We start from the raw sequence: 24,980 nt of genomic DNA on the forward strand, positions 1-24,980 counted from the left end.
ACACATTCATTGCAAATATGCAATTAAGTAAAACTAATGAATAATAGAACGTTTCCCTTCTTCATACAAATTTCCTCCTACTTCTTAACGGACAAGTTAACAAACTCCTCTATCATGTCATTGTAAGAAATGCCCACCGCTTTCGCTGAATCCGGAAAAAGGCTTGTAGGTGTCATACCAGGCAGCGTATTTACTTCTAGTATAACAGGTACATTTTCTTCAGAAAGGATAAAATCCACTCTGGAATAAATTTCACACCCAAGAGCCTGATGTGCAAGAACGGCATATTCTTGTATTTGCTTCGCTAATTTACCGTTAATCTTTGCCGGAACAACATGTTCACTTCCACCAGGAGCATATTTAGATTCATAATCATATAACGCATTTTTAGGAATAATTTCAATAACAGGGAGTGCTTTCTCCTTTCCAGTTAAACCCAATACGGGAACGGTAAGCTCTTTCCCTTTAATGAAATCTTCAGCTAGTATCGTATCATCACTTTGTAAAGCGGTTGTTACTGCATCGCTTATCTGTTTCACATCTTCTATAATAGATAACCCTAATGTGGATCCTTCTTGATTAGGCTTAATCACAAATGGAGTTTGAAAATCTTTTTTAATGGCGTCTGCTATCTGCTGGCTATTTATATTATCTAACAGTTTATATGTTTTACTCTTAGCAACAGGAATATGATTCATCTCAAATATTTGTTTTGCTTTTGCTTTATCCATTGCCAATGCCGAAGCCAATACTCCGGAGCCGACATAAGGAATGTTTAACATATCCAATAAACCTTGAATTTTTCCATCTTCCCCATATTTCCCATGCAGACCGATAAATACCAGGTCAACATTTAGCCCTATAATTTCATCTAAACGTTCAGGATGAAAATCAATTCCAATTACTTCATGACCTTTCTGTTTTAAAGCATTTATAATTCCTTTTCCAGAAGAAAGAGATACTTCCCTTTCACCGGAAGTTCCTCCGTAAAGAACAGCAATCTTCATTATAAGTACTCCACTCCTCTACTTAAATACCCACTTTCTTTCTTTCGTAATCAATAAAATACGTCAATAATTTGGCGAACAGCATTATGATTATATATTGCTTTACCATATTCATTTAACCTATAGGACGTTATAATACTTGGATATGCATACTCGGAAAGAATCGCAATTACATCCTCTCTTGATTGCATTGCAATATCTTCTTCCGTAAATAACATATAATAACGGTTATCAAAATAATATACTTGACCACCATTTATAGACACCGACGATAAATAAGACGAAACTTGAATAATATGTTCAAATTCTGCAAATGAAAAAATGACCTCCTGACTCTCATCCAAGGTTACCTTCATCTCGATAAAATCGTCATCCCAGATCATTTCTTCAGAGTTTTGTGTAACGGTGACGTGCATTCCTTGTGCCTGCATTAAATGAACCTGAACAAGCAGCATTCCTTCTATTTCAAAACCAAGTTCTGAACTTGCCTCGTACATCATATCACTAAATAAATTCCGGACACTTGATACATCATTCCATAATTCTTTCATAGTAAAACCCCGTTCCACTAAATCATCAAAAGGTAAAAAGATTGAAAATTGATTATCAGACAAACGTTCAACGCGCATACTAGTATCCTCCTTTAAACGCATTTTATCGAGGGGAATCTTTTACTTCATTATATGCTGACCATATAATTATTGAACTTTTTCATTTCTTAAGCACGCTTTTGGTGAAGCGTTAGCACATGACACTCTGCACTTGTACCAAAGCGAAACGGCAAAAGTGTATAACCGTACCCTTCACTTACAAGGATAGATGTATTTTTATATTTCTTAAAGGACCCTTTCTCGTACGGCCCCACTCCAAAAACACGAATCTGTCCGCCATGCGTGTGTCCCGCCAGAACGATATTCATTTTTTCCTGGTCATTTTTGTCCAGTTCATAAAAAGAGGATGGTATATGTGTCAGTAAAATATAATAATCCCCAGTAGCTTCTTTTAATGCCAAATCTACTCTTGCTTCTTTATATGTAGTGCAATCAAGTCCCAAAAAACTTAAAACAGCATGATTCCTTTTTACATTTTCGCTCGAGTTTGCTAATATTTTTACATTTTCTTTTTCAAGCAAAGCGGAGAATCTTGCCGTATTTGTTTCGTAATCATTATTCCCCCAAACGAAGTATATTGGTGCACCCCATTTCTTTAAGATTTCAATATTTCGTTTGGTTCGTTTTAGTGGTACATACTTTTCCGTTAAGTCACCACCAATGACAACGGCATCTATGTTCATAGTTACAGATTGAATAGTAGACTTTTCAATATGCCTGCGGTGAATATCGGATATATAAAATATTCGATAGCCATCGAAATCTTTAGGCAGTTTATGATCAACAATGATACGATAGTCTATTTTATCATGATGTGCTCTATAAATCATGTAAAATAATAAGATTGGAAAAGCAAAAGTAAATAGCAAAATGTATTTTTTCAACTTAACATAATTCTCCTTAGAAGTATAAATTCTATGTCACCTGTTCGAAGACTATTCATTGGTTTGATTGAACAAATTAAATAAACTATCTCCCCAGTTGTAGTATGCCCCGATGATTATTGCAGTTAGTAAAAAAATGACAATTAAAAAGCGGATTAAAGGCTTGTCCATTTTAATATGTGTTCGACTATTACTTGTATGTACTTCTCTTCTAGGAGGTAAATTAAGTATGTCGACATCCTTTTCTTCTGGCTCAGCCTTCTCTTGTTGTATTTGTTCCTGTTTATCTTCTATTATTTCATTAAATATGCTTCTTAATTCGTTTGCTTGATCGTCTTCCAATTTCGGATTCATGATATTTACACCTCACGATTTAAAGCGAATGATTAGTCCAAGCAAAAAATCAACTGTAAAATGGGCGGAGATGGTAACAAGTAAATTCCCTGTCCATTCAAACAGATAGCCTATGAAGAAACTTACGGCAACTATAGAAATAAAAAGTAATGGCTTTGATAAATACCGAAAATGCACGAGCGCGAAAATAAGGCTGGCAGCAAAGTAGCCAAATGAAGTTTGAAGAACACCTCTAAATAATAATTCTTCGGAAACTGCGACAAAAAACGCTAATATAAAAATAAAACCAATCGATTGATTTTCAAATATTCGCCGGTTTATTCCACCATCATCATACATTTTTTTCGGAAATACTTTCATCAGCAAAATATCCAAAAAAACAATGAATAATCCTGGAATAACACCAAAATAAAAGATTTCCTGTATACCCCAATTAACATATAACAACCAGTCGCTAACATTCTCAAAAAAAACGATACTTAATAAGGCAGCGATAAATAGTAAAATACCTTGTGATAAAAATAACTGCTTTTTGAGTTCTTCATCAGATAGTTGTTTAATTATCTCACTTTGCTTCATTTTGTTCACCTATGAGGAGTAAATTCCTTAACTGCGTAGCCCAGTCCAGTTCCATATTATTTTCTTTTAATTTTTGTTTCGGCTCCCAGTCTACCCATGAAAAACCACAGTTACTACAGCACTGATATAAAGCTTCGGTGCTACTGGGCTGAAAACTTTTATACAGCGTTTCTCTTAAACATTTTTCTTCGTGTATCCATTTTAATATTTCAGTAAGTTTACTTTCCTTCAGTTTAACACGGCTTTTTATTACATGGAATATGGTCTGAAAAATATATTTCCAATTTTCATTATATGTCATTATTTTATTATCTTTAATAATACCATGTTTTTCTAATTGATAACGCAAAAACCTCCACTGTATCTCACTTAATTCAAGACTATTTTGTATTTGCACATCATCTTCAGGCATATCTTGCTTTTGTTGAGAAAGGTGATATAAATAGTCATATACGTTGGATAATCGTTTCTCATCAGGAAGCTCATTCTGTATCATATTATGCGGCATGACGATATCATTTTTGGTAAACAGCAGAAGACTGACGCTGGATTTCCCATCTCTACCTGCTCTTCCTACTTCCTGGATAAACGATTCCATCTGCAATGGAAAGTGATAATGCACGATAAGCCGAATGTTACTCTTATTAATCCCCATACCAAATGCACTCGTACAACATATTACATCCAATTGATCATTCATAAACTGCTGCTGAATCGTTATTCGGTCCATGGCTTCCATACCCGCATGATAAAAAGCAATTCGTAATCCACTCAGTTTATTAGACAGTAGTTTAGCTATTTTCTCTGTCATATTTCGACTGGAAAAATATATAAGTACTGGAACACGATAGTTTGATAGAATCTGAATAAGCCGTTCATTTTTTTCTTGGTCATTTACCAGCTTCTCGATACAATAGGCAATATTGGGTTTATCTACAGGATAGATATGTTTAACCATATTTGGTTTGTTTAAGGAGGAGACAATATCCTCCTGTACAGCAGGTGTAGCTGTTGCACTTAATGCTAGAGTAGTGGGGTTGCCCAATTTAGAAATAATGGTGTCAAGCTTTAAATAATCCGGGCGAAATTCATGCCCCCACTGCGAAATACAGTGCGCTTCATCAATTACAAATAGACTAACCTTTATCCGTTGTATCACCCTAATCATCTCATTTTGCTGCAGCAATTCCGGGGAAATGAACAAAAGCTTAAACATATGTAAATTTCTCAATATGTCTTTTCTTTCTTGTGGGTTCATAAAACTGTTTAAAGCAACAACGTTTTTAAAGTGGCTGGCTTTTAGCTGCTTTACTTGATCAAGCATTAAAGAAATTAAAGGTGAGACAACAATAGTTAATCCTTCGAGTAAAATGGCAGGAAGCTGGTAGCAAATGGATTTCCCTGAACCTGTTGGCAAAATACCGAGTACATCCTTTCCTTCAAGAACGTCTTGAATAATTTCTTTTTGACCCTTTCGAAAAGAGGAAAAATGAAAATACTTTTTTAATTCTTGTTCCAATGTAAATTCCTGATTCATGTTAACCACCTTATTTTTTATTTAGACTCTAAGTTTCGTGTCTTTTTAACGCTCGCAATTTCTAAAGTTATGTAAAGTACGAACTAACTTAAGATGATGTTGGAGCGTAATCTACCGCTACGGAAATACACTACGCGCACCTTAGGGCGGCTGGTGAGCCTCCTCGTGCTGTCTCGTCTTTAGGGGGTCTTACCGAGGCCTCTTTTCCTACAGGACAAGGAAGACTTCGGTAAGGTTACATCGCACGCAGAAAAAGCGGTTTTCTATTTCAAGGAGTCTCTATGTTTTTCCTCCCTTGGTTAATGCTATTCAACTTTCTTAATAAGTGCTGCTAATCGGTGTTTAATTGGATCAAAGAACAGTTTATTTCTCTAGAGTATTATCTCTTCAGTAAAAAAGAAACTTATCATACGCCACTATTATAGGTTATAGCTATACATGAATCAGAAAACCAGCACTAGCTTAGACAGAATAAGTAAACCTGTGGGAAAAGCACGTGTCGACCTTAGCAGCACCGGTTTTCCTTGATGAGGCTTTAGGTCGTGCCCACGAACCGTAAGTATTCTACCGGAGCGAATACATGCACGTATCATCATTAGAACTAGCGAGAGCCACTCTAAGAACCTTCATTAGTTCTCAGTTTATTATTTAGTGCAACAAACAACATTTAGAAAACAGTCTTTATTTATTTACCGTTGCAATTACCAGCCGAATTTGAAAATAACTAATATGATCAGCAACCAGTTTTTTTATATCTTTTAACCGATATGATTCTGCTTTTTCAATTGCTTCTATGATTTCGTTTTGTTCCTCTTGATTTACATAATCTCTAATTGGAAAGTTATCGGTATACAATGCGATTTCCACAATGTGATCAAATATCGTATTTTCTTTAAGATTTCTTATACTTGTAATCTGGCTTATTGAATAACCATTTATTAAGTATTGGTATGTTTCATTAGCTGACTTCGTAAGTTGATTGACTGCGTTTTTATCTTTTATAAATATGGGTAATACAGAAAATACAGTTTTATCCGTTTCCACACTTTTTAATATACGATGCGTCATACTAATAATAGTGAAATAAACATCATCTTCAGTCATTTGATACTTCTCTGCTAATTGGAACAAACTTAATCCATATTTTTTATATCCCGTTAACCTATCTACAAATATACTTGCTTCCTGTTCTGAAAAACTACTTAATAAAATATGTAATTCCTCGTATATTTTTGTAAGTACATGAGATTCTTTTCCCTTCACTTTTTTATATACTTGTTTCACCCAATTTTCAGCTTTGGAATTATCAATAACCGGAATGAAAGAATAGAAGCTCATTTTGCTATTCGTTAATGTTTGAATGAGTAATAACAAACGCTCCAGGAACACATCTGTTTTATCATAGTACCTTAATCCTTCAAAGGACAAACCAGGTTGATTTTTCTGAAACCATTCGTAACCAGGTCTTGTGATAAAATACCCAGATTGTAGGCTGGAACTTTCCTCTAGAAAGTTTTCCTTCATCAATCCAGTTAGCTTCGATTCAAAATGTGCTTTTGTCAGATGTTTATAGATTCCATAATATTGATTCAATTTGTAAATATGTGCATCTTGAACCGTTTGTATCGAACGCTTTCCTTTTAATAAATGATAAACACTGGAAGCCGTTCGCTCCGCATGTATAGTTTTGAAACAGTCAAGTAAAATCCATTCGAATAGCAATAAAGACCACCTCTGTCTTGATATAATTGCAGAAGTAATATTGAATTAACATGAGAATCACTCTACAATGATAGTAGTATCATTAGTCCAATGGCTGTTCTTAATTCTAGGAGGAAAACAATGCCTATATATACCATAGTAGATAAAGAAACTTGCATCGCTTGTGGGGCTTGTGGAGCAGCTGCACCAGAAGTCTTCGATTATGATGACGAAGGAATATCCTACGTTATCTTAGATCATAACAGTGGCACAACACCAGTTCCAGAAGAGAAAGAAGAAGACGTACTAGATGCTTTTGAAGGTTGTCCTACGGATTCGATAAAATTATCCAAGAAACCATTATATGGAAATCTATTGAAATTAGAAGAATAATATATTTTTTATTATACGACATACATTCTAAATAAAAAAGAGTCTGGGACCAAAAAAATCCAAACTAATTCTTCATTTTTAATTCGAATTAGTTCGGATTTTTTCTTATTATTAGGGCTGATTTTTAAAGATTGTTTTTTTTAGATGAGAATTTTTATATCGTATTTTATATAAACTTCGAACTAGTATTGTGCAATGTTGATTTCCGCTCCGGGCAGTCACGCACCTTGAGGCTAGCGATGAGCCTCCTCACGAGCAAAAACCGCTCGCTGCGGGGTCTCATCAATCGCTTTCCCGCAGGAGTTGACTGCCCTCCGCTCCAACCAACCAGCTTAATAGTGGTTAGCTTAGCTAAACCGAATTTATTAAGAGAAATCAAATATTAATATAGAAGCACAAAACTAGCGAAGGAATTACACGGAGACTCCTTGAAAAAGAAAAGCGCTTTTTCCGCATGCGATATAACGCTGTCAAAGCCTTCCTTGTCCTGCGGGAAATGTGGCTCGGTGAGACTCCTAAAGACGAGACAGTACGAGAAGGATCACCAGCCGTCCTAAAGTGCGCTTAGTGAATTTCCGTAGCGGTAATATTATCTCAAATTAAACTAATTCGTATTTTATATCAATTCATAGCAACAAACTTTGCGAAAAGAGCCTTTTAAATTTCCTTATTGTAAATCATTCGCCCTTATTACTGAGTGTTTTAGTAATGTATGTCAAAAGGATTTACTGCTTCCGGTACTTTGATGGGCTCATTAAAATTATAATTACCAATTTGCTCCAATGGCATGTTATCAAAGTTTACAAAATGAAATCCATAGCTTTTTGCAGTCATAAGGATGGCTTCAATCATGATGATTGCTTGATCGTCATTAGCCAAAGGTGCTTGCCCTGTGTACGTTATCCGTAGTTCATCTTCAAAGGTTTCTATAGAAAAATCAATCTCATTAGGAATGGTCTGAAAAATATCAAATGCCTCCTGATTATTCTTCATTTCTGTTATAGCCTCTTCCACGTTATCTCCTTCATGCGGAATGGGCACTAAAAATTCATCATTATAAAGTTTATAGCTCGCATTCCCGTCATCATGTAATTGCATTTCATCAATTTCACCATAAGGACCTAATTCTACACCTTCATCACTGCCTGAAAGGAAAGTCGCTTTCTCAATTCCAGCTGGGATAAACATTGTCTCCAGTAACTTCTCAAACATTGCTGCACGTGCTGAACTTTCAATAGAAAAATCATCAGGCAGACTAATTTGTACTTCTTTATTTGTATCATGTATGTTATAGGATAACCCTTCCAATAAATAATCAGCAGTTGTCAGATTATATTCACGTAAATATTGCTCCAGATTATTATAATGATCATTCATATTTTTCGAATCAGATACAACAAAAGTAATCGGGATAGCGTACTGAAATTGTTCATCAGAAATAGCTGCATAGACAATATTTGCATTGTCATTTATTGAATCCAGTACAAATTGACTTTCATTTGAGTATAAGGAAATATTCTCCTCCTCTGTAACATTCGATTCCCCGGACTCTTCTGCAATTTCAAATTCCTGTGCGCTCTCAGATTCGTCCGCAGATTCTTGTTCCATTAGAGAATCTTCCGTTGATTGAGTATCATAAGCTTGATTGCTTTGTTCTTCACTTGTCTGAAAAGAAGTGCCATTAAACAAAAACGGTATGCAAACAATAAGAATAACAGCCAATACAGATCCTAATACCGGAAATAGTTTCATCTTTCTTTTTGCTTTTTCCACGTTTTCGCTAGTATTGTTATTATTCGAGGAGATACGCTGATATAAGATGTTTTTATCTGTCTTATTTTTAATATCTGGCATGTTTTTTAGTAATCCAATCAATTCATCATGCCTATCCTGCTTCTTCACTATATCTCTCCTCCTTTTTCTTCACTTTCAAGGTATTTTCGTAATGTTTTCAATCCACGATGCTGGACCGTTTTAACTTTACTGATACTAAAGTTTAACACCTCTGCAGTTTCCTGAATGGAAAAAGATTGGATAAACCGGAGTAGTAAAACGCTTTTTTGATCTACCGTACACTTATCTAAGTATTTGTATATTCTTTGCATTTCATCACTTTGGATCGCTATTTCTTCAGGTAAAGCATTTTGATCAGGAATGGTTTCCCCTCTTTCACTCCAGTCAAAGAAATCGAGGATGCGCTGTGCCTTTCTTTTCTTCTTGCGAAAGTGGTCATACGTAACATGTTTTGCAATAGAAAAAAGCCACGTTTTCTCACTGCTTTCCCCTTTAAAAGAAGCATATGAATTTAAAACTCTAATATAAACTTCTTGAACGAGATCTTCTGTTAATGGTTTATCTTTCACCATATAAAAAATAAATTGAAATAAATCCTTATGGTAACTATCATATAATTTATCAAAAACGGCTTTCATAAAAGATCCTCCGTTCATTTCCTTTGTCGTTATGTATTTCAAAAGGTTACATGTATTATCCAATTTTACTTAATACTATAGATGATTATAGTAAAAAATACCAACTAATTATTAGTTGGTATTTCGAATAGAGAAACGATTCTTGGAATACTTCTTAACCAAATGTAAAATAATCGGATAAAAGATAACCATAAATATGGCATTACCAATGGCATGACTGGTATCGAAAGGCAATCCAGCCAAATAATAAGGCCAAAACTTACCTGTAATTTGATATGTGGTAAGCGATATGACAAATCCATATAAATAACCACTAAAGACTGCAAGAATCACCAGTTTCATAGCGGAAATATGACGCTGAAATCTTCCCAATAAACCACTAATCAGGCCAATTAACCCCCAGGCAACTACTTGCCACACGGTCCAGACTCCCATTCCCATTAACATATTGGAAAGAAAAGTTACAAGCAATGCTAAAATTACTGCTTCGATTGGTCCCAATAAAAAGCCGCAGATAATAATGATGGCAGTCACAGGCTGTATATTTGGTAGAAATTGAAATACATATCTTCCAACGATTGCTAATGTTGCAAGTAATGCTAGTAAGGTTAATTTATATGTGTTCAACTAAATCATTCCCAGGATTGCAAGTCGAATACAATCTTATCTCCTGAAGATAATTCATATTCTGCAGCTCCAACAGTAGGCATCTCATCATTCACAAAGTACATCCATGCTGTTTGCTCTTCTTCACTGGCTTCTACTCGTTCAATAGAAGTAATAAAGCCACCTTCGTGTTCCACATAAAAGTGTTCTTCCATTACATCGAGTAAAATATCTCCTTCTTCAATAGGTATCTCTTCTTCAGTGATAAACTCAGCCCCATTATCAACAGAAATCGTAATGCGGACATGATCCTCCGCAACCTCTTCTGTCTGAGAACTATTCGTTGTGCTTGTAGAGGCATTGTTTTCCGTTTCATCACTTTCTTCAGAAGCACAGCCTGCTAGAACCCCCATTAACAATAGCAATGTCATCAATGGTATTTTCCACATTTTCATTCTTTCCACTTCCTTTCAAAAATTTAATCGATTGAACATTGGAAGAAAAAGTAAAAAAACTGACTCAGATTTCCGAATCAGTTTTTTTTGACAAACGAATAACGCTACAGTCTATGTAATCCGAATGTCTCCATTGCTCTTCCTCGAAGCACCTGAAACGTCGAACATGGCAGGTCTACTGACTTCGTGATATTATCCTAGTCTAAGCCCTTCCCATATGAAAGCCATACAGTGGTTTCGCTTATTTCGTATATCACTTACAGTTGCGAGGACAGTCCCAGAATTCCACTGGGTTCCCTTTTTAAGCATCATCGCACCATCTTCGGGGCATCTATATTCAATTAATGGCAATTAAAATATTATCATATTACATGAACAAATCAAACTATAATGCTACTTTATTGTGGGATTTTGAAGGTAAATGTCGTTCCCTGGTTTATTTTGCTTTTGACATTAATAGAACCCCTATGTGCATTAACAAAGTTCTTTGCTATGGCTAACCCAAGACCAGTACCTTTCTTTTCCTTGTTTCTAGTTCTTGATTTATCCGCTTTGTAGAATCTCTCAAACACAAATGGCAAATCGTCTTCAGGAATTCCACTCCCATTATCTTCAACTGATACATTTAATTCCTGTTCATTGCTAACTATACTAACCTTCACATAGCCTTTTTCATTTGTATGACGAATCGCGTTGTCAATGAGATTCGTAAACACTTGTTCCACACGGTCCGGATCAAAAACGGCGCTAGGGGCGATAATATTTTTTTCCAGAATTAATTCAATTTGATTATCATTTGCAATTCCTTGGAATTTCTTCATAATTCGCTCTACATAAGATTGTACCTTTATCTCTTCTTTGTTTAATTGAATGTGACCAGCTTCCATCCGTGCTAAATCAAGTAAATCATTAACCAGACGTCCCATTCTTAATGATTCTTCGTGAATGATTTTCGCAAGTTCGTTCTTCTCTTCCTTGCTTTCAGCTATATCATCAACAATTGCTTCACTATATCCCTGTAGCATAGAAATTGGTGTTCGTAATTCATGTGACACATTCGCAATAAAATCTTTACGTAATTTATCTAACCTTCTCTCTTCTGTCATATCCCGTATAACAGCTACGGCTCCCCTAACATGCGAGCCATCATATAAAGGTGTCATTAACATCATGTAATTTCGGCCTTGTATAATAATTTCTCGCAGTACTTTTTCTTCGCCGCCAATAACTTCCTGTAACACCATATTAAGTTCTGTTGGTAATTTTTTATTGGAAGCCGTTATGTTATTTTCAAAATACCAATTTTCCAGGAACTTTTCAGCAGGTGGGTTTGTAACAATCATATCTCCATTTCTGTTTAAAGTCACAACACCGTCCGCCATGGAGGTTACAATACTGGAAAATTGTTCTTTTTCCTGTCTCAAGGCATTGATATGAAACTTTAGTTGTCTGCCCATACGATTAAATTCAATGGCTAAATCACCAATTTCATCATGCGTTAAAATGGGTACCTTCGTATTGAATTCTCCTCTTGTTAGTTCATGGGCAGCTTCACGCATTTTAATAAGCGGGGAAGTAATGCGCGTAGATAAGAACACAGCAAAGAAAGTAGTTAAAATAATCGCTACTCCTCCTGCTAAAAAAATAATTTTCCTCGTGTCGGCCTTTGTTTGACTAATTACTTCCAAAGACTGGTAGACAAATATTCCACCATTATTAAGAATTGGTTTTCCAACAATAATAACTTCCATCTCACTGTCAGGAAGAACAATTTGTTTGTTTATTTCTTCTTTATCATTGATAACTTCCATCAAATCCGGATCATTGCGTATCCAGTCTTCCTCCAGACGTGATAGATGTTCATCACTGGTGTTGGATACCCAAAAATCACCATCAGGATATAGGATAGCGACACGACTGGATGGGTCTTTTACTAAATCGGCCGTTTCCTGTATAAATGAGTGATTTTCCTGCTGTTCCACCAAGTAAGATATTTTTGTAGCCGTTTCCATCATAACTTCCTCAGCTTCTTCTACATGAAAGTTCTCAAAAAACTGTAATAAAAAAATGGATAGAATAAACAGTACAAAACAAACTAGCAATAAAATAGTTACTGCTAGTTTTCCAACAACACTACGCCAAAACATTACTTATCATCAACCTCAAATTTGTAACCAACACCCCATACGGTTACAATCATTTTTGCTGCCTCTTTAGATACTTTACTTAGCTTTTCTCTCAAACGCTTAACATGGGTGTCTACTGTGCGTAAGTCACCAAAAAATTCATATTGCCATACTTCTTTTAATAAAAGTTCACGATTAAATACTTTATCAGGTGATTTCGCTAAAAAGCAAAGTAATTCATATTCTTTTGGTGTCAGATTTACTTCTTGTCCATCCGCTGTTACCCGATGTGCATCATAATCTATCGTAATGTGAGGAAATACAAGTAAATTTTTTGCTGATACGTCTTGATCATTGAAAGTAGATGTAGTAACTCTTCTGAGCAGTGCTTTCACGCGCAATACCGCCTCTCTGGGACTGAAGGGTTTGACGATGTAATCATCAGCACCAACTTCAAAGCCTTGAACCCGGTTTGCCTCTTCACCTTTTGCTGTTAGCATGATTACTGGTGTTGTTTTTTCTTTTCTTAACTCCTGACATACTTCTATTCCATCCATTTCTGGCATCATTATATCAAGAATGATGACATTATAATCATTGTTTAAAGCCATATCCAGCGCATCTTTCCCATTATCGGCTTCTTCGATAATATACTCTTCTTTCTCTAAATACATACGAATTAACCTTCTGATTCTTTCTTCATCATCAACAATTAAGATCTTCGTTTCCTGATCCATTTGAAGCCCCCCTAACCGTCTATTTAAAGCAATTATAAACGAAAATGATTAAAATGTATAAATAAAGGCTGTTTTCTTTGAAAAACCCGTATTCGATCGTCATTTAACGAATGTGGTCGTTTTTTCTAGGGTTGGGACGTTAATTTTAACTACGACGAATCCACTTTTCTGCTAAGTATATATCCATTCCTAACGTGTAAAAGATTTGTACTTTTACCAGTAAATCGATAAACCTGACTTAGCATTCTAAAGTTAGTTCGGAGTTTCTAACAAGTTCTTATGTTTATAGCAAAAATTTTTCAAAAGAGCCTAAATAAAAGACGAGGTAAAAATACTATAACCTCGCCTCTTCTAGTAATATCTATTATGCATAAGAATGTAAACCGGCCAATACCAGGTTAACAACAATTAAATTGAACATGATAATCCCGAAGCCGATCACAGCAAGCCATGCTGATTTTTCTCCATGCCATCCCCTTGAAAGCCGTAAATGCAAGTATGCAGCATAGAAAAACCACGTTATTAATGCCCAAACTTCTTTTGGATCCCAGCCCCAAAATCTGCCCCAGGCAATTTCTGCCCAGATTGATGCAAAAATCAAGCCTCCTAAAGTAAAAACCGGAAAACCAATTGCTACAGAACGATATTCTATTTCGTCTAATAAATCCGCTTTTACATTTTTTAGAAGCGGCTGAATCACAGCACCAATCCGTTTTCTTAAAATCAAGCGAGTAATTAAATAAATGACAGAACCAGCAATCAGTGACCATATGACCGTATTGAATTTGCGACCTGCGTCCCCTCCTTGGAACCATGAAGGAGTTTCAAACCAAGGTTCCATGATATCTTCTGTAATTAATGTACCCTGATTAGGTCCAGCAATTGCAGGTAAGTGATACTCTGTAACTAATGTTTCTGTACCGGATTGATATTCAAATGATGCATTATAGTTCACTGCATTAAATGTTGTCGTTATGACAACAAATCCGATTAATACAAATAACAAGTATAAAACAAATTCTAACCAGGATCGTTGCTTACTTTTTACTGTCTGGTCGATTTGCTTAATTAGATACATTAAACCAACTACAAAACTAATACCGAGTATTCCTTGTCCGAGTGCAACCGTCGTAACATGGATGTATAGCCAGTGACTTTGCAAAGAAGGAACAAGTGGTGCCAGTTCGGTTGGAAACATACTTGCATAAGCAATAATAATCATCGCAATTGGCAGTGCAAATAAGCCTAAAAAGCTCAATTTATAGTACGAGTAAATAATGATAAACGCTAGAACAAGCGCCATCCCCAGAAAAGTAAGGAATTCAAACATATTGCTTACAGGGGCATGTCCACTTGCCATCCATCTCGTAATGAAATAAACGAGTTGGGCAAGGAACCCCAAAACAGTGAGTGTCATGGCAATTTTAGCTGAAATTCCTTTTTTATTGTCTGTTCTTTTATCTCTTATGGTAGCCCCAAAGAAAAAGGTAGCAATAAGGTAAAGGACAAATGCTGCATATAATGCTGTACTGCTAATATTTAATAAATCCATAAAAATATCCTCCTTGATTAACCGACAAGTGAAAACTTATTCCACTTTTTCTTCTAATTCCTGCTGATCAGTTACCATGTTAACATTTGTATTTTCTATCACTATTTCAATATCTTTCTTTAAACCAAACCAGTTTTTATTCGTATGGGCAGCCATTAACAGGCTTCCATCTTTCTTCCGCTGAATCCATAATCTCCGATGCTGCCAATACATGCCCTGGATAACCCCTATCATAAAGATAGCAGCACCAATACCGAAAAACGGCAGGGAACGGTCATACTTAAAAGTTAAACCACTTACATCATGCATTTCGAAGTCCTGAATACCTATTTTATATTCATTTTCTCCGGTTGCATCGATATTCCTTCCAATACCTAGAAAACTAACTTCAGCAGACTCACTATTCGGAGGATATACAAGAAATACAAATGCCGGATTTCTAGGGAAATTAGTTTCCGATGCTGGTTCTCCATCATCGTCTAAGTAATAATCCGGGTAATATTGATCCAAAACAACTCGAAACCCACTTTCTAGTTCAAACTCAGATTCAGGATTTCTTAAATCTACTGTAAATGAAGCTAAAGCCTCTTCATCAGAGTCTGTGGTTTCATGAATTTTAAAAGTCATATTGGAAAACTCATTTAATTGATAGCCAGATTGATATAATTCATAACCATCAAATTCTAACGGCTGATTCATTCGAATGGAATCTTCAGCAATCGGCTCCAATTCTGGCTCGGCACCTGGAATTGGACGGTTCGCCTTATAGACAATAACATCAGTTTGGAAGTTGCTGGCAACTACCCCTTCTTGAGTGATTGCTTCCCGAAATCTTTCATCATTCTCATCATGAGTTTCTAAAATAAAATCTTTATTTTCAATATAATACTCACCGTTAGTTTCTGGAAGAACTTCTATATCTCCTTCACGAACCCATACATATTCATTCATGTAAAATAAAGGAGTGGAACGTAAAATAGCTGCCAGTAGTATAATTATTAAGCCAATATGATTGACATATGGACCCCATCTGGAGAATCTGCCTTTCTCTGCCAGAATATGACCGTTTTCTTCTGTGATTTTATATCGGCGTTTTCTCAATTGCTTCTTCACTGTTTCCATGTCATGATCTGTTACGAAATCGGTCTCACTGAATAAACGCTGTCTGCTTAAAAAAGATTTATGTTTTTTTGGCTTTTGATTTCTTAATGCTTTAAAGAGCGGTACGAATCTATCTAGACTGCAAATAACTAAAGAGATGCCTATTAAAGCAATTAGTACCATAAACCACCAGGAAGAATATAAATTATGAAACCCTAATTGAAAATAAATCAGTCCAGGTATTCCATATTGTTCCTCATAAAAAACTGCTGGGTCTCTATTTGGTGCGTTGGCTGGTATGTACATTTCCTGTGGAAATATGGTACCAATCATGGAAGCAACTAATGCCAATACGATCAGCCAAATCCCAACTTTGACAGACGAAAAAAAGCTCCATACCCGATCAATCCACGATTTATTATAGGTTTTTGACCGGCGTGCTGTTCCATCATAACGCATATTTAATAGTTTTTCATCATCATTACCATCAATATGCTGATTTCCTTCGATAGGTTTACCACAGGATTCACAAAGTACAGTTCCTAATGGATTCACGTGTCCGCATTCACATTTTATTTCCTTCATCGTTAACCCCCACGTTGTATTGAAATTACCGGATTATTCCGGCATAATTTTTTGCAAAGATTCTTCGAGTCTTTCTAGTGTAAGGGCACCATTAACAACTTCCGTGATTTCACCTTCTGGGTTGATAAAAAAGGTACTAGGTATTGGTCCAACTTTATATAGATCCCTTATTTCCCCTGTTTTATCATGTGGAATAGGAAAGGTTAAGTCATATTTGTCAATAAAACGACTAATTACCAATTCCGTATTATCTAAACTTACCGCCACAATTTCAACGTCTTTTTCGCTATATTCCGGATATAAGGATTGCATATAAGGCATTTCAGCCTCACATGGTTTGCACCATGTCCCCCAAAAATTAAGCATAACTCCCTTTCCTTCTAGATCACTAAGTCTAATTGTCTCTAGTTCATTATTATGATTGACTTGCTGCAACTGAAAATCCGGTGCAAGATCCCCTTCACGATATATCGAATTATCAGCTTTTGAATTGGATACAATTGCAAATATAGTTGCCCCAATGAGAACTGCTAAAATTGCAGACCGGAAAATTAAGCGATTTCTTTTTTTCTTTCTCTTTGATTGTTTCGCTTTTTCTAAACTCAATTCCAATCACTCCTCAGCCCATTATATCACGTTAATCACCGGCAAATTTGACGATTATTCAACAATTTGCTGAGCCAAATTATACATTTGTTTCACTTCCTTGGGTGTTAGTGCCCGATATTCGCCCGGCTTTAAACCATCTAATGTCAACAAACCATATCTTTCCCGCTTCAGTTTCGAAACCGGGTACCCCAGTTCCTCCATCATCCTTCTTACATGTCTATTCTTCCCTTCGTGCAGGGTCAGTTCTATAATCGCTGTGTTTGCTTTCTTATCTGCTGATAGAATTCGTGAATGAACAGCCCTTAACACATCATGATCTGATCTCACTCCTTTTTTCAGCTGTGATAAATCAAATTTCGCAGGGATTCCTTTCACTTTAGCTACATAAACTTTATCAATCTTATGTTTAGGGTGCATGAGAAGATTGGCAAAATCCCCATCATTCGTTAAAAGGATGATGCCTGATGTATCGTAATCTAACCTTCCAATTGGAAATACACGTTCCTCCACTTCTTCTCCTAATAAATCTGTAACTACCGTTCTTCCTTTCTCATCCTTCACACTGGATATCACACCACGCGGTTTGTACAAAAGATAATGAACTGGTAACTCCTTCTCTAAAGGAACTCCGTTAACCTCTACCTTATCATTATCGGAAACCTTTGTTCCCAGAGTGGTAACAACTTCACCATTCACCTTAACTTTTCCATCAAGAATTAGTTTTTCGGCTTTTCTTCTGGAAGTTACCCCACTTTTTGCAATTACTTTTTGCAGTCTTTCCAAGTTGTTTGTCATTTTATCACCCATGCTTATAAATATTTTCATAAATAATAATAGCGTTAACTATACGTTAACGCTACTTTTTAGCATTACCCAAAAACAAGGGTAACAATTATGATTGAGGCAATTATACCAACTAAATCTGCTAAGAGTCCAACTTTCACTGCATATCTCATTTTTTTAATCCCTACTGCTCCAAAATAAACGGTTAATATATATAATGTAGTGTCTGTACTTCCTTGCATGGTTGATGCCAGTCTACCAATAAATGAATCAGGTCCGTGTGTTGCAATTAGCTCGGAAGTAACACCTAATGCAGCATTACCTGAAATCGGTCTAACTAATGCTAACGGAACTATATCAGGAGGAACACCGATAAAGGTTAATAAAGGGGATATAAAATGAATGAATGCCTCCAATACTCCCGAACTTCTTAAGATTGAGATGGCCACAAGCATCCCAACTAAAAAAGGAAGTAAAGAAAATGCCATTTTGACACCCTCCTTTCCTCCTTCCACAAACAATTCATAGGCAGGAATCCTTTTCCAAGTGGCTGTCAGCAGGACAATCAATAAGAAACACGGAATCAGCCACGTGCTAATTGCGGTAATTATTCCCATTATTACTTCCTCCTAATACTTCGATAATAAAAGAAGCGGTCCAGCAGCAATGCACTGATTAGGGAAATCCCGGTAGCGATAATTGTCGTACCTACGATTTCGGTAGGAGAGACAGAGTCATATTGCATACGAATAGCTATAATCGTTGATGGAATGATTGTTAAACCGGCCGTATTAATCGCTAAAAACGTAATCATTGATCTAGATGCGGTATCTGTTCCACTTAATTCTTTCATTTGTTCCATCGCTTTTATTCCTAATGGAGTTGCAGCATTCCCTAAGCCAAACATATTAGCTGTAAAATTGGATAAGATATATCCCATGGCAGGATGATCTTTTGGAATTTCAGGAAAAATCTTTACTACAATTGGACGCATCAGTTTTGCTAATACTTTTAATATCCCTGCTTCTTCCGCTATTTTCATAATGCCAAGCCAAAATACTAATATACTAATTAACCCAATTGATAGTTTTACTGCCTCATCGGCGCTCTCAAAAAGCGCTTTATTCACTTCATCCATCGTACCATTAAACATTGCATATACGATACCAACAATTGCCATAAATGCCCATATTAGATTAACCATAATTACATCCCTGCTACTTTTTTATAGAATGATAGAATATTCGAGAAGAAATGATTCTCTTTTTCTATTTGCGCTTCTGCATAAATAGGTGTTTCGAAAATTTTTTCATCTCCTAGGTAAAATACCGTTTTACCTAGGAGATGGTTGTCCGATTCTTCCGCATCTTTTAAAATAAAATTTTTCAGGGAAAGATGATTTACTTCCTCCTCAGATAATGGATACTGAATAGTTTCACGTATATAACCTACTTCACTCCTGTTTAGATCAATTAAATGAAAGTTTACTTCTCCTTCCTCTGCTATGGATTCCATATTATAATTGTCAAACCCCCAGTTAAACATTGCCATATGATCTTGCCAGTCATCAGGGGCATCCAACGTTACGGCAATTAAATCCATCCCATCCTTGCTAGCAGAAGAAACTAATGTTCTTCCTGTTTTCTTCGTATAACCAGTTTTTCCACCAGTACAATATTCATAAAACTGGGTTAGCAGCTTGTTTTTATTTTGCCAGCTGTATGTTCTATCATCGGACTTATAGGAAGTGGTCCCGGTTATCTCTCTAAATGTTTCATTTTCCATTGCATAGCGCATGAGCATAGCCATATCATATGCACTGGAATAATGGTTGTCCGAATCGAGACCGTGCGGATTGTCAAAATGCGTATTTGTCATTCCTAACCATTTTGCTTTTTCATTCATTAAAAAGGCAAACCCTCCCACACTGCCACCAATATGTTCTGCAATCGCTACCGCAGCATCATTACCAGACCGGAGCATTAAACCATAAACGAGATCTTCAATTGTCATTCTTTCACCTTGCTCTAAATAGATTGATGATCCTTCCGTATAAATGGCATTTCTGCTCACAGTAGCTTTTTCATTCATTTTTCCTGATTCAATGGCTATAATTGCAGTCATAATTTTGGTAATGCTTGCAATCGATTCTGGATTATGTGCATTTTTTTCAAACAACACACGGCCTGTGGATTGTTCTATTAAAACTGCATTTTTCGCAGAAACACTCGGTGCAGCTTGTCCTGTTGAAGGAGATAGCAAATGAGCGGTTAATATGATAACACTCAGTAAAACATATTTTATTTTCATTTTTTGTTGTCCTCCCACAGATATGGTATCTAATATAGTTTATGCAAGAGAAAAACAGTTATGAGCATTTTTCAAAAAACATACCATATCTGGAGAGAACACCGCTTTTTAAAAAGGATATAGCATTTAAAACTTTTTCCACTCCACCTGTTTCGCCACTAATAAACGGTTATTCACGTCTTCCCAATTAACAACATTCCACCAATTTTTAACATATTCCTTTTTATCCGTTTGATATTGTAAGTAATACGCATGCTCCCACATATCAAGTACTAGTAAAGGAATGGTATCTGCAATTTGGAATAATTGATGTTTTTCAAAGGTTTGAATGGCTAATTTACCGCTTCTCGGACTCCATAACAGAATCGCCCAGCCCACTCCTTCTACAGAATCGGCTGCATCTGAAAATAACTTTTTGAATTTGTCCCAAGAACCAAAATCCTTCTCTATTTGTCTTTTTATTTCTTTAATTGGCCGCTTCGTCGATTTTGGTGTCATATTGTTCCAAAATATTGTATGCAAGTAATGACCTGATCCATGGAACGCTTGCTCTCTTAACCAATGTTTCAAAGTATCCTTATCTGTTTTCTTATTATATATTTGCTCTTCTGCCTTATTTAATCCTTCTACATAGGACTGATGGTGTTCATCATGATGCAGGCGCATAATTTCTCTGCTGATATATGGTTCCAGCGCATCATATGCATAAGGTAATGGCGGTAATTGATGTTTTCCATAAGGAATACTGCTTTCACTATCTGCGTTTTTCAGCATGTTGGTTATTTTTTTGCCTTTACTTTCCAATAGTCTAACTTCGTCACCGCTAACCTCATGTTTCTTTAAAGAGACATGAATATCGTTTAGAAATTCTTCAATTTGTTCCATCCATTCTTTACGGCTGCTTTCTGGTATATTTGCCGCAAGAAGTGATTCTTTGACTCGGTCTCCCCATTCGCGAAGTCTTTTAAGATAATTCAGCTGGTTTTCCATTCTTACACCCCCTATGCAGCATATGCCCAATATTTTTAATTGTGTATATAGAGGTTGTTCGAAAATTTAATTATAAAGTAAACTCTTTTCAGTTGAAATAAATGCGAACTAACTTTAGATGATGTTGGAGATTCATCTACCGCTACGGAAAGCGGATGTCCAAAGCGGAAATCAACGGTGCACATATACTAGTCAGGAGTTTATATATTTTGCAACGAAAAAAGTGAAGTTTTAAACAATATCCTTTAAAAAAATTCACATTCGCTCGTTTTTTTACTTAGGGCGTCAAAATTCTATAGGCTTGTGAAATAAAGTGAATCTTCAATCAGTGTTTTTTTCATCCTCCACTCCATGTTAAATATGAATCAGGAGATTACCGGCTGCCCGGCCTCCACTTATTATCCTTGAATGTCTTACAGCAGCCAGTTATTCAAACGATAAAAAATCCTTACATTATCATAATGTAAGGATTTCATTACTCATTATCTAATTCTAATTCTTCATTAAATCGTTCAAAGAATAAATCCGCTTCCTGATTGACATCTTCAGATTCACCTGTTTCGGGAAGAGGTGGTAACTCCTCCAGTGATGTTAAACCAAAATAAGTCAGAAAATCTTTACTTGTACCATATAAAATAGGTCTCCCGATACTTTCTTTTCGGCCAATTTCCTCAATTAAAGACCTTGCAACTAATGTTTGTACTGGCCGGTCACTTTTGACACCTCGTAACTCTTCAATTTCAGTTTTTGTAATTGGCTGTCTATAAGCGATTATCGCAAGGGTCTCTAGTGCCGCTTGTGACATACGACTTGATTGAGGCACTTCTAAAAGCTTTTTATAGTATTCACTATGTTCTGGTTTCGTTGTCAAATGAAGTACTTCATTTGATTCCATAATCATAATTCCACGATCTATTCGCTCATATTCGTATTTTAATTCTTCAATTAAATGACTGACCGTTTCTTCTGAAATATTTAAAATACCCTTTAATTGTTTTACAGTAATCCCTTCATCACCACTAGCAAATAATAACCCTTCTATGATTGCCTTTAATTCTGCAATTTCCACAGTTATTCCTCCATAGAAAATACATATAATGTATCAAAATGTTGTTCTTGTTTACAATAAACTTCCCTAACTTTCATTAATTCCAATAATGCAATAAACGTAACGACAATATGTGTTCGCGAAGGATATGGAAATAATTGATCGAACGCAATACCATGTTCTGCTTTTTTCACCATTTGCAATACATCTGTCATACGCTGCTCTATCGGGATCTCTGCACGACTAACCTTCGTATCCAGTGGTTCTTCCCACTTTTTTCTCTCAAACATTTTACCTAAGGCATTCAGCATGTCATAAACCGAAACTTCGCCAGGAGTAACCGGCTTCTTCTCTGCTGATAATTCCTTAAAGTCTGTGGGTGGTCTTGTGAAAATTTGGTTTGCTTCTTCTTCTTTTTCCTTTAGTTTGCTTGCCGCTTCCTTATACTTTCGATATTCAATTAAACGGCCAATCAATTCTTCTCTCGGATCTTCCATGTATTCCTCTGTATCATCCACCATTTCCTGTTTTGGGAGAAGCATTTGGCTTTTAATTGCAACAAGAGTGGAAGCCATCACTAAATATTCACTGGCTATATTTAATTCTAACTGATGCATCGTATGTATGTAATCCATATATTGTTTCGTTAATTCCGCCATAGGGATATCATATATATCAATCTCGTACTTGTTAATTAAATGCAGAAGTAAATCAAGCGGGCCTTCAAATGCATCTAATTTAACTTGGTAAGCTTGATTCACCGTTTTCCTTCCTCTCTACCTGGAAATTATACTCACATGTAACAATCGCCTATACACCATGATAAATGTCAACATAAGTTATTAACGTAAGATAAATGTTACCATAAAACATTTATACAAAGAAGAAAAAGGAGGAATTTGTTATGAGTCATGGATATAGCGGAGGATTTGCGTTAATCGTTGTATTGTTCATTCTTTTAATCATCGTTGGTGCTGCTTGGTTCTAAAATTAATATAGACACTTATAAAGCCAGCCCTTTTCTATTAGGGCTGGCTTTCTTACTGCTTTAGGTTTAAACATTGTCACTTTTACACTTCTGGTAAAAATCCTGCACTTCTTCGCCTGCATAAACAGTATAGTTTTCTTGATAAAGTTGATCTATTTCATTTATCATTTTCTTGCCAATCCCCATATTCCGATGGGATGGATTTACGGAAACATGTTGAATAATCACATGATGTTCTTCCACCCTAACACCAATTGCTCCCAAAACATCTTCTTCTTTCCATAAATAAAGATTCCAATTAGGGTTGCTTTCATATTCTTTAATAGTATTCTGTAATTTTTTTACGTCTTTTTTTTCATCCGGCATAAATGACAATAGTCCCATTGCAATTTTTTCCATATTCTTCTTAAAACGAATTAACATAAAGACCCCTCTTAATATAAGACTAATAGAATAATTTCATTTAATCAAAATAAATCAGATTACACTATAGGAAAGTATATATATATTTATTGCACTAATTGTGTTGTTTGTCAAATAACGACATACAACAGGCAGTTTAGATACTATTATGTACATTTTTCGCCAAAATTATACATGAATGAATTATTTTAATTGTTTCCATAATAATTTATATACAATATAACCGTCTGTATGTTTATCTTTTATTCGGATTGGAATCATATTGACGAAAAACAGCCATAAATTAAACCATATAGCTAATTCTATGAACTTAAAAGGTTCTATTCTATTAATGAGAATCAAAAGAAACGCAATTATGCCATTTAGAAGCGGTCCTAATAAAGTAATGTATATTAATTCATTTAATTTATAGGATGGGCTCCGTGAGCTAACGGTATGCCCACCCATAAAGAAGAGAGAAAATATTTCTATTTGTAACTCACGGATTTCTATCCTAAACAGTTGTTTTCCTTTTCCAATCCTTAACGTGACGACTTCCGCTTTCACCTGTTTTGCAGCCAAGGCATGACCTAATTCATGGAAGAAAGTACTTAATGGGGCGATGGCAAATATCAGAAAGATAAATTGATAAAACATCATCATGAATTTCCATCATTCGATTCGGAAATTATTCAGAGAATACCTTTACTTCTTTCATGACATCTCCATTTTTCATTGATTTGGCGTGTTCTATACCTGAAGTTACTTTACCAAAAACGGTATGAACACCATCAAGATGAGGTTGTGGCTCATGTACAACGAAAAATTGACAGCTGCCCGTATCTCTTCCAGCGTGTGCCATAGATAATGAGCCTTCTTCATGTTTATGCGGATTATGATCTGTTTCACATTTAATCGTATATCCGGCATTTCCGGTACCATTACCTACAGGGCATCCCCCTTGACTTACAAATCCAGGAATTACTCGATGAAAAGTTAATCCATCATAAAAGTTTTCATTTGCTAGTTTTACAAAGTTTGCTACTGTACCTGGTGCTTCATCAGGAAATAAATCAAATTCAATTTTATTTCCATTATCCATTAAAATATAACCTTTTTTCGTCATTTTATATCTCCTTTTATTTAATGATACTGCCTACCTATTTTACCATTTCATCGATAGTTATGAA

General features: G+C 35.7%; 28 protein-coding genes and 1 riboswitch. Of the genes, 2 read left to right on the forward strand and 26 right to left on the reverse strand.

Annotation, left to right across the window (positions count from 1 at the left end):
* Nucleotides 1-77: 77 nt before the first annotated feature.
* From GMJ66_RS05125 to GMJ66_RS05155, 7 genes are all read right to left on the reverse strand, one after another.
* Nucleotides 78-1,007 (reverse strand): D-alanine--D-alanine ligase, encoded by a 930-nt coding sequence (locus GMJ66_RS05125; RefSeq protein WP_156289254.1) that lies wholly within the window; start codon nt 1,005-1,007, stop codon nt 78-80.
* A 50-nt stretch (nt 1,008-1,057) separates the two neighbouring features.
* Entirely contained in the window at nt 1,058-1,636 is a 579-nt protein-coding gene (locus GMJ66_RS05130) for a genetic competence negative regulator (RefSeq protein WP_156289255.1), read from the reverse strand.
* An 89-nt stretch (nt 1,637-1,725) separates the two neighbouring features.
* Nucleotides 1,726-2,502 (reverse strand): metallophosphoesterase, encoded by a 777-nt coding sequence (locus GMJ66_RS05135; protein WP_156289256.1) that lies wholly within the window; start codon nt 2,500-2,502, stop codon nt 1,726-1,728.
* Nucleotides 2,503-2,553: 51 nt separating this feature from the next.
* A complete protein-coding gene (locus GMJ66_RS05140) occupies nt 2,554-2,856 on the reverse strand; it encodes a hypothetical protein (protein ID WP_156289257.1) in 303 nt (100 codons plus the stop codon).
* A gap of 12 nt (nt 2,857-2,868) precedes the next feature.
* Complete coding sequence (locus tag GMJ66_RS05145) at nt 2,869-3,435, reverse strand: CPBP family intramembrane glutamic endopeptidase (protein ID WP_156289258.1); 567 nt, start codon at nt 3,433-3,435, stop codon at nt 2,869-2,871.
* Entirely contained in the window at nt 3,422-4,972 is a 1,551-nt protein-coding gene (locus GMJ66_RS05150) for a RecQ family ATP-dependent DNA helicase (protein WP_156289259.1), read from the reverse strand. The genes GMJ66_RS05145 and GMJ66_RS05150 overlap by 14 nt, the downstream gene beginning before the upstream one ends.
* Nucleotides 4,973-5,653: 681 nt before the next feature.
* Nucleotides 5,654-6,694: a helix-turn-helix domain-containing protein gene (locus GMJ66_RS05155; protein ID WP_156289260.1), complete on the reverse strand. Its 1,041-nt coding sequence runs from the start codon at nt 6,692-6,694 to the stop codon at nt 5,654-5,656.
* A 120-nt stretch (nt 6,695-6,814) separates the two neighbouring features.
* Between GMJ66_RS05155 and GMJ66_RS05160 the strand changes: the two genes are divergently transcribed.
* Nucleotides 6,815-7,066, forward strand: coding sequence for a ferredoxin (locus GMJ66_RS05160; protein WP_156289261.1), 252 nt, complete (start codon nt 6,815-6,817; stop codon nt 7,064-7,066).
* Between the two features lie 702 nt (nt 7,067-7,768).
* Here the strand turns inward: GMJ66_RS05160 and GMJ66_RS05165 are convergent.
* The 16 genes from GMJ66_RS05165 to GMJ66_RS05240 all read right to left on the reverse strand — a co-directional run bounded on the left by GMJ66_RS05165 (nt 7,769) and on the right by GMJ66_RS05240 (nt 23,161).
* A complete protein-coding gene (locus GMJ66_RS05165; protein WP_156289262.1) occupies nt 7,769-8,968 on the reverse strand; it encodes a hypothetical protein in 1,200 nt (399 codons plus the stop codon).
* Nucleotides 8,968-9,498, reverse strand: a complete 531-nt coding sequence (gene sigX / locus GMJ66_RS05170) for an RNA polymerase sigma factor SigX (protein ID WP_156289263.1) — start codon at nt 9,496-9,498, stop codon at nt 8,968-8,970. The genes GMJ66_RS05165 and sigX overlap by 1 nt, the downstream gene beginning before the upstream one ends.
* A 111-nt stretch (nt 9,499-9,609) precedes the next feature.
* Nucleotides 9,610-10,125 (reverse strand): ECF transporter S component, encoded by a 516-nt coding sequence (locus GMJ66_RS05175; RefSeq protein WP_156289264.1) that lies wholly within the window; start codon nt 10,123-10,125, stop codon nt 9,610-9,612.
* A gap of 5 nt (nt 10,126-10,130) precedes the next feature.
* Entirely contained in the window at nt 10,131-10,559 is a 429-nt protein-coding gene (locus GMJ66_RS05180; protein ID WP_156289265.1) for a DUF4430 domain-containing protein, read from the reverse strand.
* A 151-nt stretch (nt 10,560-10,710) separates the two neighbouring features.
* Nucleotides 10,711-10,895, reverse strand: a riboswitch (cobalamin riboswitch).
* A 62-nt stretch (nt 10,896-10,957) separates the two neighbouring features.
* Nucleotides 10,958-12,706 (reverse strand): ATP-binding protein, encoded by a 1,749-nt coding sequence (locus GMJ66_RS05185; RefSeq protein WP_156289266.1) that lies wholly within the window; start codon nt 12,704-12,706, stop codon nt 10,958-10,960.
* Nucleotides 12,706-13,422 (reverse strand): response regulator transcription factor, encoded by a 717-nt coding sequence (locus GMJ66_RS05190; RefSeq protein ID WP_156289267.1) that lies wholly within the window; start codon nt 13,420-13,422, stop codon nt 12,706-12,708. The genes GMJ66_RS05185 and GMJ66_RS05190 overlap by 1 nt, the downstream gene beginning before the upstream one ends.
* Before the next feature lie 364 nt (nt 13,423-13,786).
* Nucleotides 13,787-14,974 (reverse strand): cytochrome c biogenesis protein CcsA, encoded by a 1,188-nt coding sequence (ccsA, locus tag GMJ66_RS05195; protein WP_156289268.1) that lies wholly within the window; start codon nt 14,972-14,974, stop codon nt 13,787-13,789.
* A 36-nt stretch (nt 14,975-15,010) separates the two neighbouring features.
* Nucleotides 15,011-16,660, reverse strand: coding sequence for a cytochrome c biogenesis protein ResB (gene resB / locus GMJ66_RS05200; protein ID WP_156289269.1), 1,650 nt, complete (start codon nt 16,658-16,660; stop codon nt 15,011-15,013).
* A 33-nt stretch (nt 16,661-16,693) separates the two neighbouring features.
* On the reverse strand, nt 16,694-17,266 hold the full coding sequence (gene resA, locus GMJ66_RS05205) for a thiol-disulfide oxidoreductase ResA (RefSeq protein ID WP_156289270.1): 573 nt from the start codon (nt 17,264-17,266) through the stop codon (nt 16,694-16,696).
* Nucleotides 17,267-17,320: 54 nt separating this feature from the next.
* Entirely contained in the window at nt 17,321-18,064 is a 744-nt protein-coding gene (locus tag GMJ66_RS05210) for a pseudouridine synthase (protein ID WP_156289271.1), read from the reverse strand.
* Between the two features lie 74 nt (nt 18,065-18,138).
* Nucleotides 18,139-18,669 carry a spore maturation protein gene (locus GMJ66_RS05215; protein ID WP_156289272.1) on the reverse strand — a complete coding sequence of 177 codons (531 nt, stop codon included), beginning with the start codon at nt 18,667-18,669 and terminating at the stop codon, nt 18,139-18,141.
* A gap of 2 nt (nt 18,670-18,671) precedes the next feature.
* A complete protein-coding gene (locus GMJ66_RS05220; RefSeq protein ID WP_156289273.1) occupies nt 18,672-19,256 on the reverse strand; it encodes a nucleoside recognition domain-containing protein in 585 nt (194 codons plus the stop codon).
* 2 nt (nt 19,257-19,258) lie between these two features.
* Nucleotides 19,259-20,362 carry a D-alanyl-D-alanine carboxypeptidase family protein gene (locus tag GMJ66_RS05225; protein WP_197046605.1) on the reverse strand — a complete coding sequence of 368 codons (1,104 nt, stop codon included), beginning with the start codon at nt 20,360-20,362 and terminating at the stop codon, nt 19,259-19,261.
* 126 nt (nt 20,363-20,488) lie between these two features.
* Nucleotides 20,489-21,352: a superoxide dismutase gene (locus GMJ66_RS05230; RefSeq protein ID WP_156289274.1), complete on the reverse strand. Its 864-nt coding sequence runs from the start codon at nt 21,350-21,352 to the stop codon at nt 20,489-20,491.
* Nucleotides 21,353-21,827: 475 nt separating this feature from the next.
* Nucleotides 21,828-22,421, reverse strand: coding sequence for an SMC-Scp complex subunit ScpB (gene scpB / locus GMJ66_RS05235; protein ID WP_156289275.1), 594 nt, complete (start codon nt 22,419-22,421; stop codon nt 21,828-21,830).
* Nucleotides 22,422-22,423: 2 nt separating this feature from the next.
* Nucleotides 22,424-23,161 carry a segregation/condensation protein A gene (locus GMJ66_RS05240; protein WP_156289276.1) on the reverse strand — a complete coding sequence of 246 codons (738 nt, stop codon included), beginning with the start codon at nt 23,159-23,161 and terminating at the stop codon, nt 22,424-22,426.
* A 143-nt stretch (nt 23,162-23,304) separates the two neighbouring features.
* On the opposite strand from GMJ66_RS05240, the gene GMJ66_RS05245 reads away from it, so the two are divergent.
* Nucleotides 23,305-23,388, forward strand: a complete 84-nt coding sequence (locus GMJ66_RS05245; RefSeq protein ID WP_060668722.1) for a YjcZ family sporulation protein — start codon at nt 23,305-23,307, stop codon at nt 23,386-23,388.
* Between the two features lie 66 nt (nt 23,389-23,454).
* Here GMJ66_RS05245 and GMJ66_RS05250 read toward each other — a convergent pair whose 3' ends face one another.
* From GMJ66_RS05250 to GMJ66_RS05260, 3 genes are all read right to left on the reverse strand, one after another.
* On the reverse strand, nt 23,455-23,811 hold the full coding sequence (locus GMJ66_RS05250) for a GNAT family N-acetyltransferase (RefSeq protein WP_156289277.1): 357 nt from the start codon (nt 23,809-23,811) through the stop codon (nt 23,455-23,457).
* Nucleotides 23,812-23,994: 183 nt separating this feature from the next.
* Nucleotides 23,995-24,453: a M50 family metallopeptidase gene (locus tag GMJ66_RS05255; RefSeq protein ID WP_156289278.1), complete on the reverse strand. Its 459-nt coding sequence runs from the start codon at nt 24,451-24,453 to the stop codon at nt 23,995-23,997.
* Between the two features lie 25 nt (nt 24,454-24,478).
* Entirely contained in the window at nt 24,479-24,916 is a 438-nt protein-coding gene (locus tag GMJ66_RS05260; protein WP_156289279.1) for a peptidylprolyl isomerase, read from the reverse strand.
* Between the last annotated feature and the right edge of the window lie 64 nt (nt 24,917-24,980).

Source organism: Oceanobacillus salinisoli, from assembly GCF_009733865.1.
Lineage (GTDB): Bacteria > Bacillota > Bacilli > Bacillales > Amphibacillaceae > Oceanobacillus > Oceanobacillus salinisoli.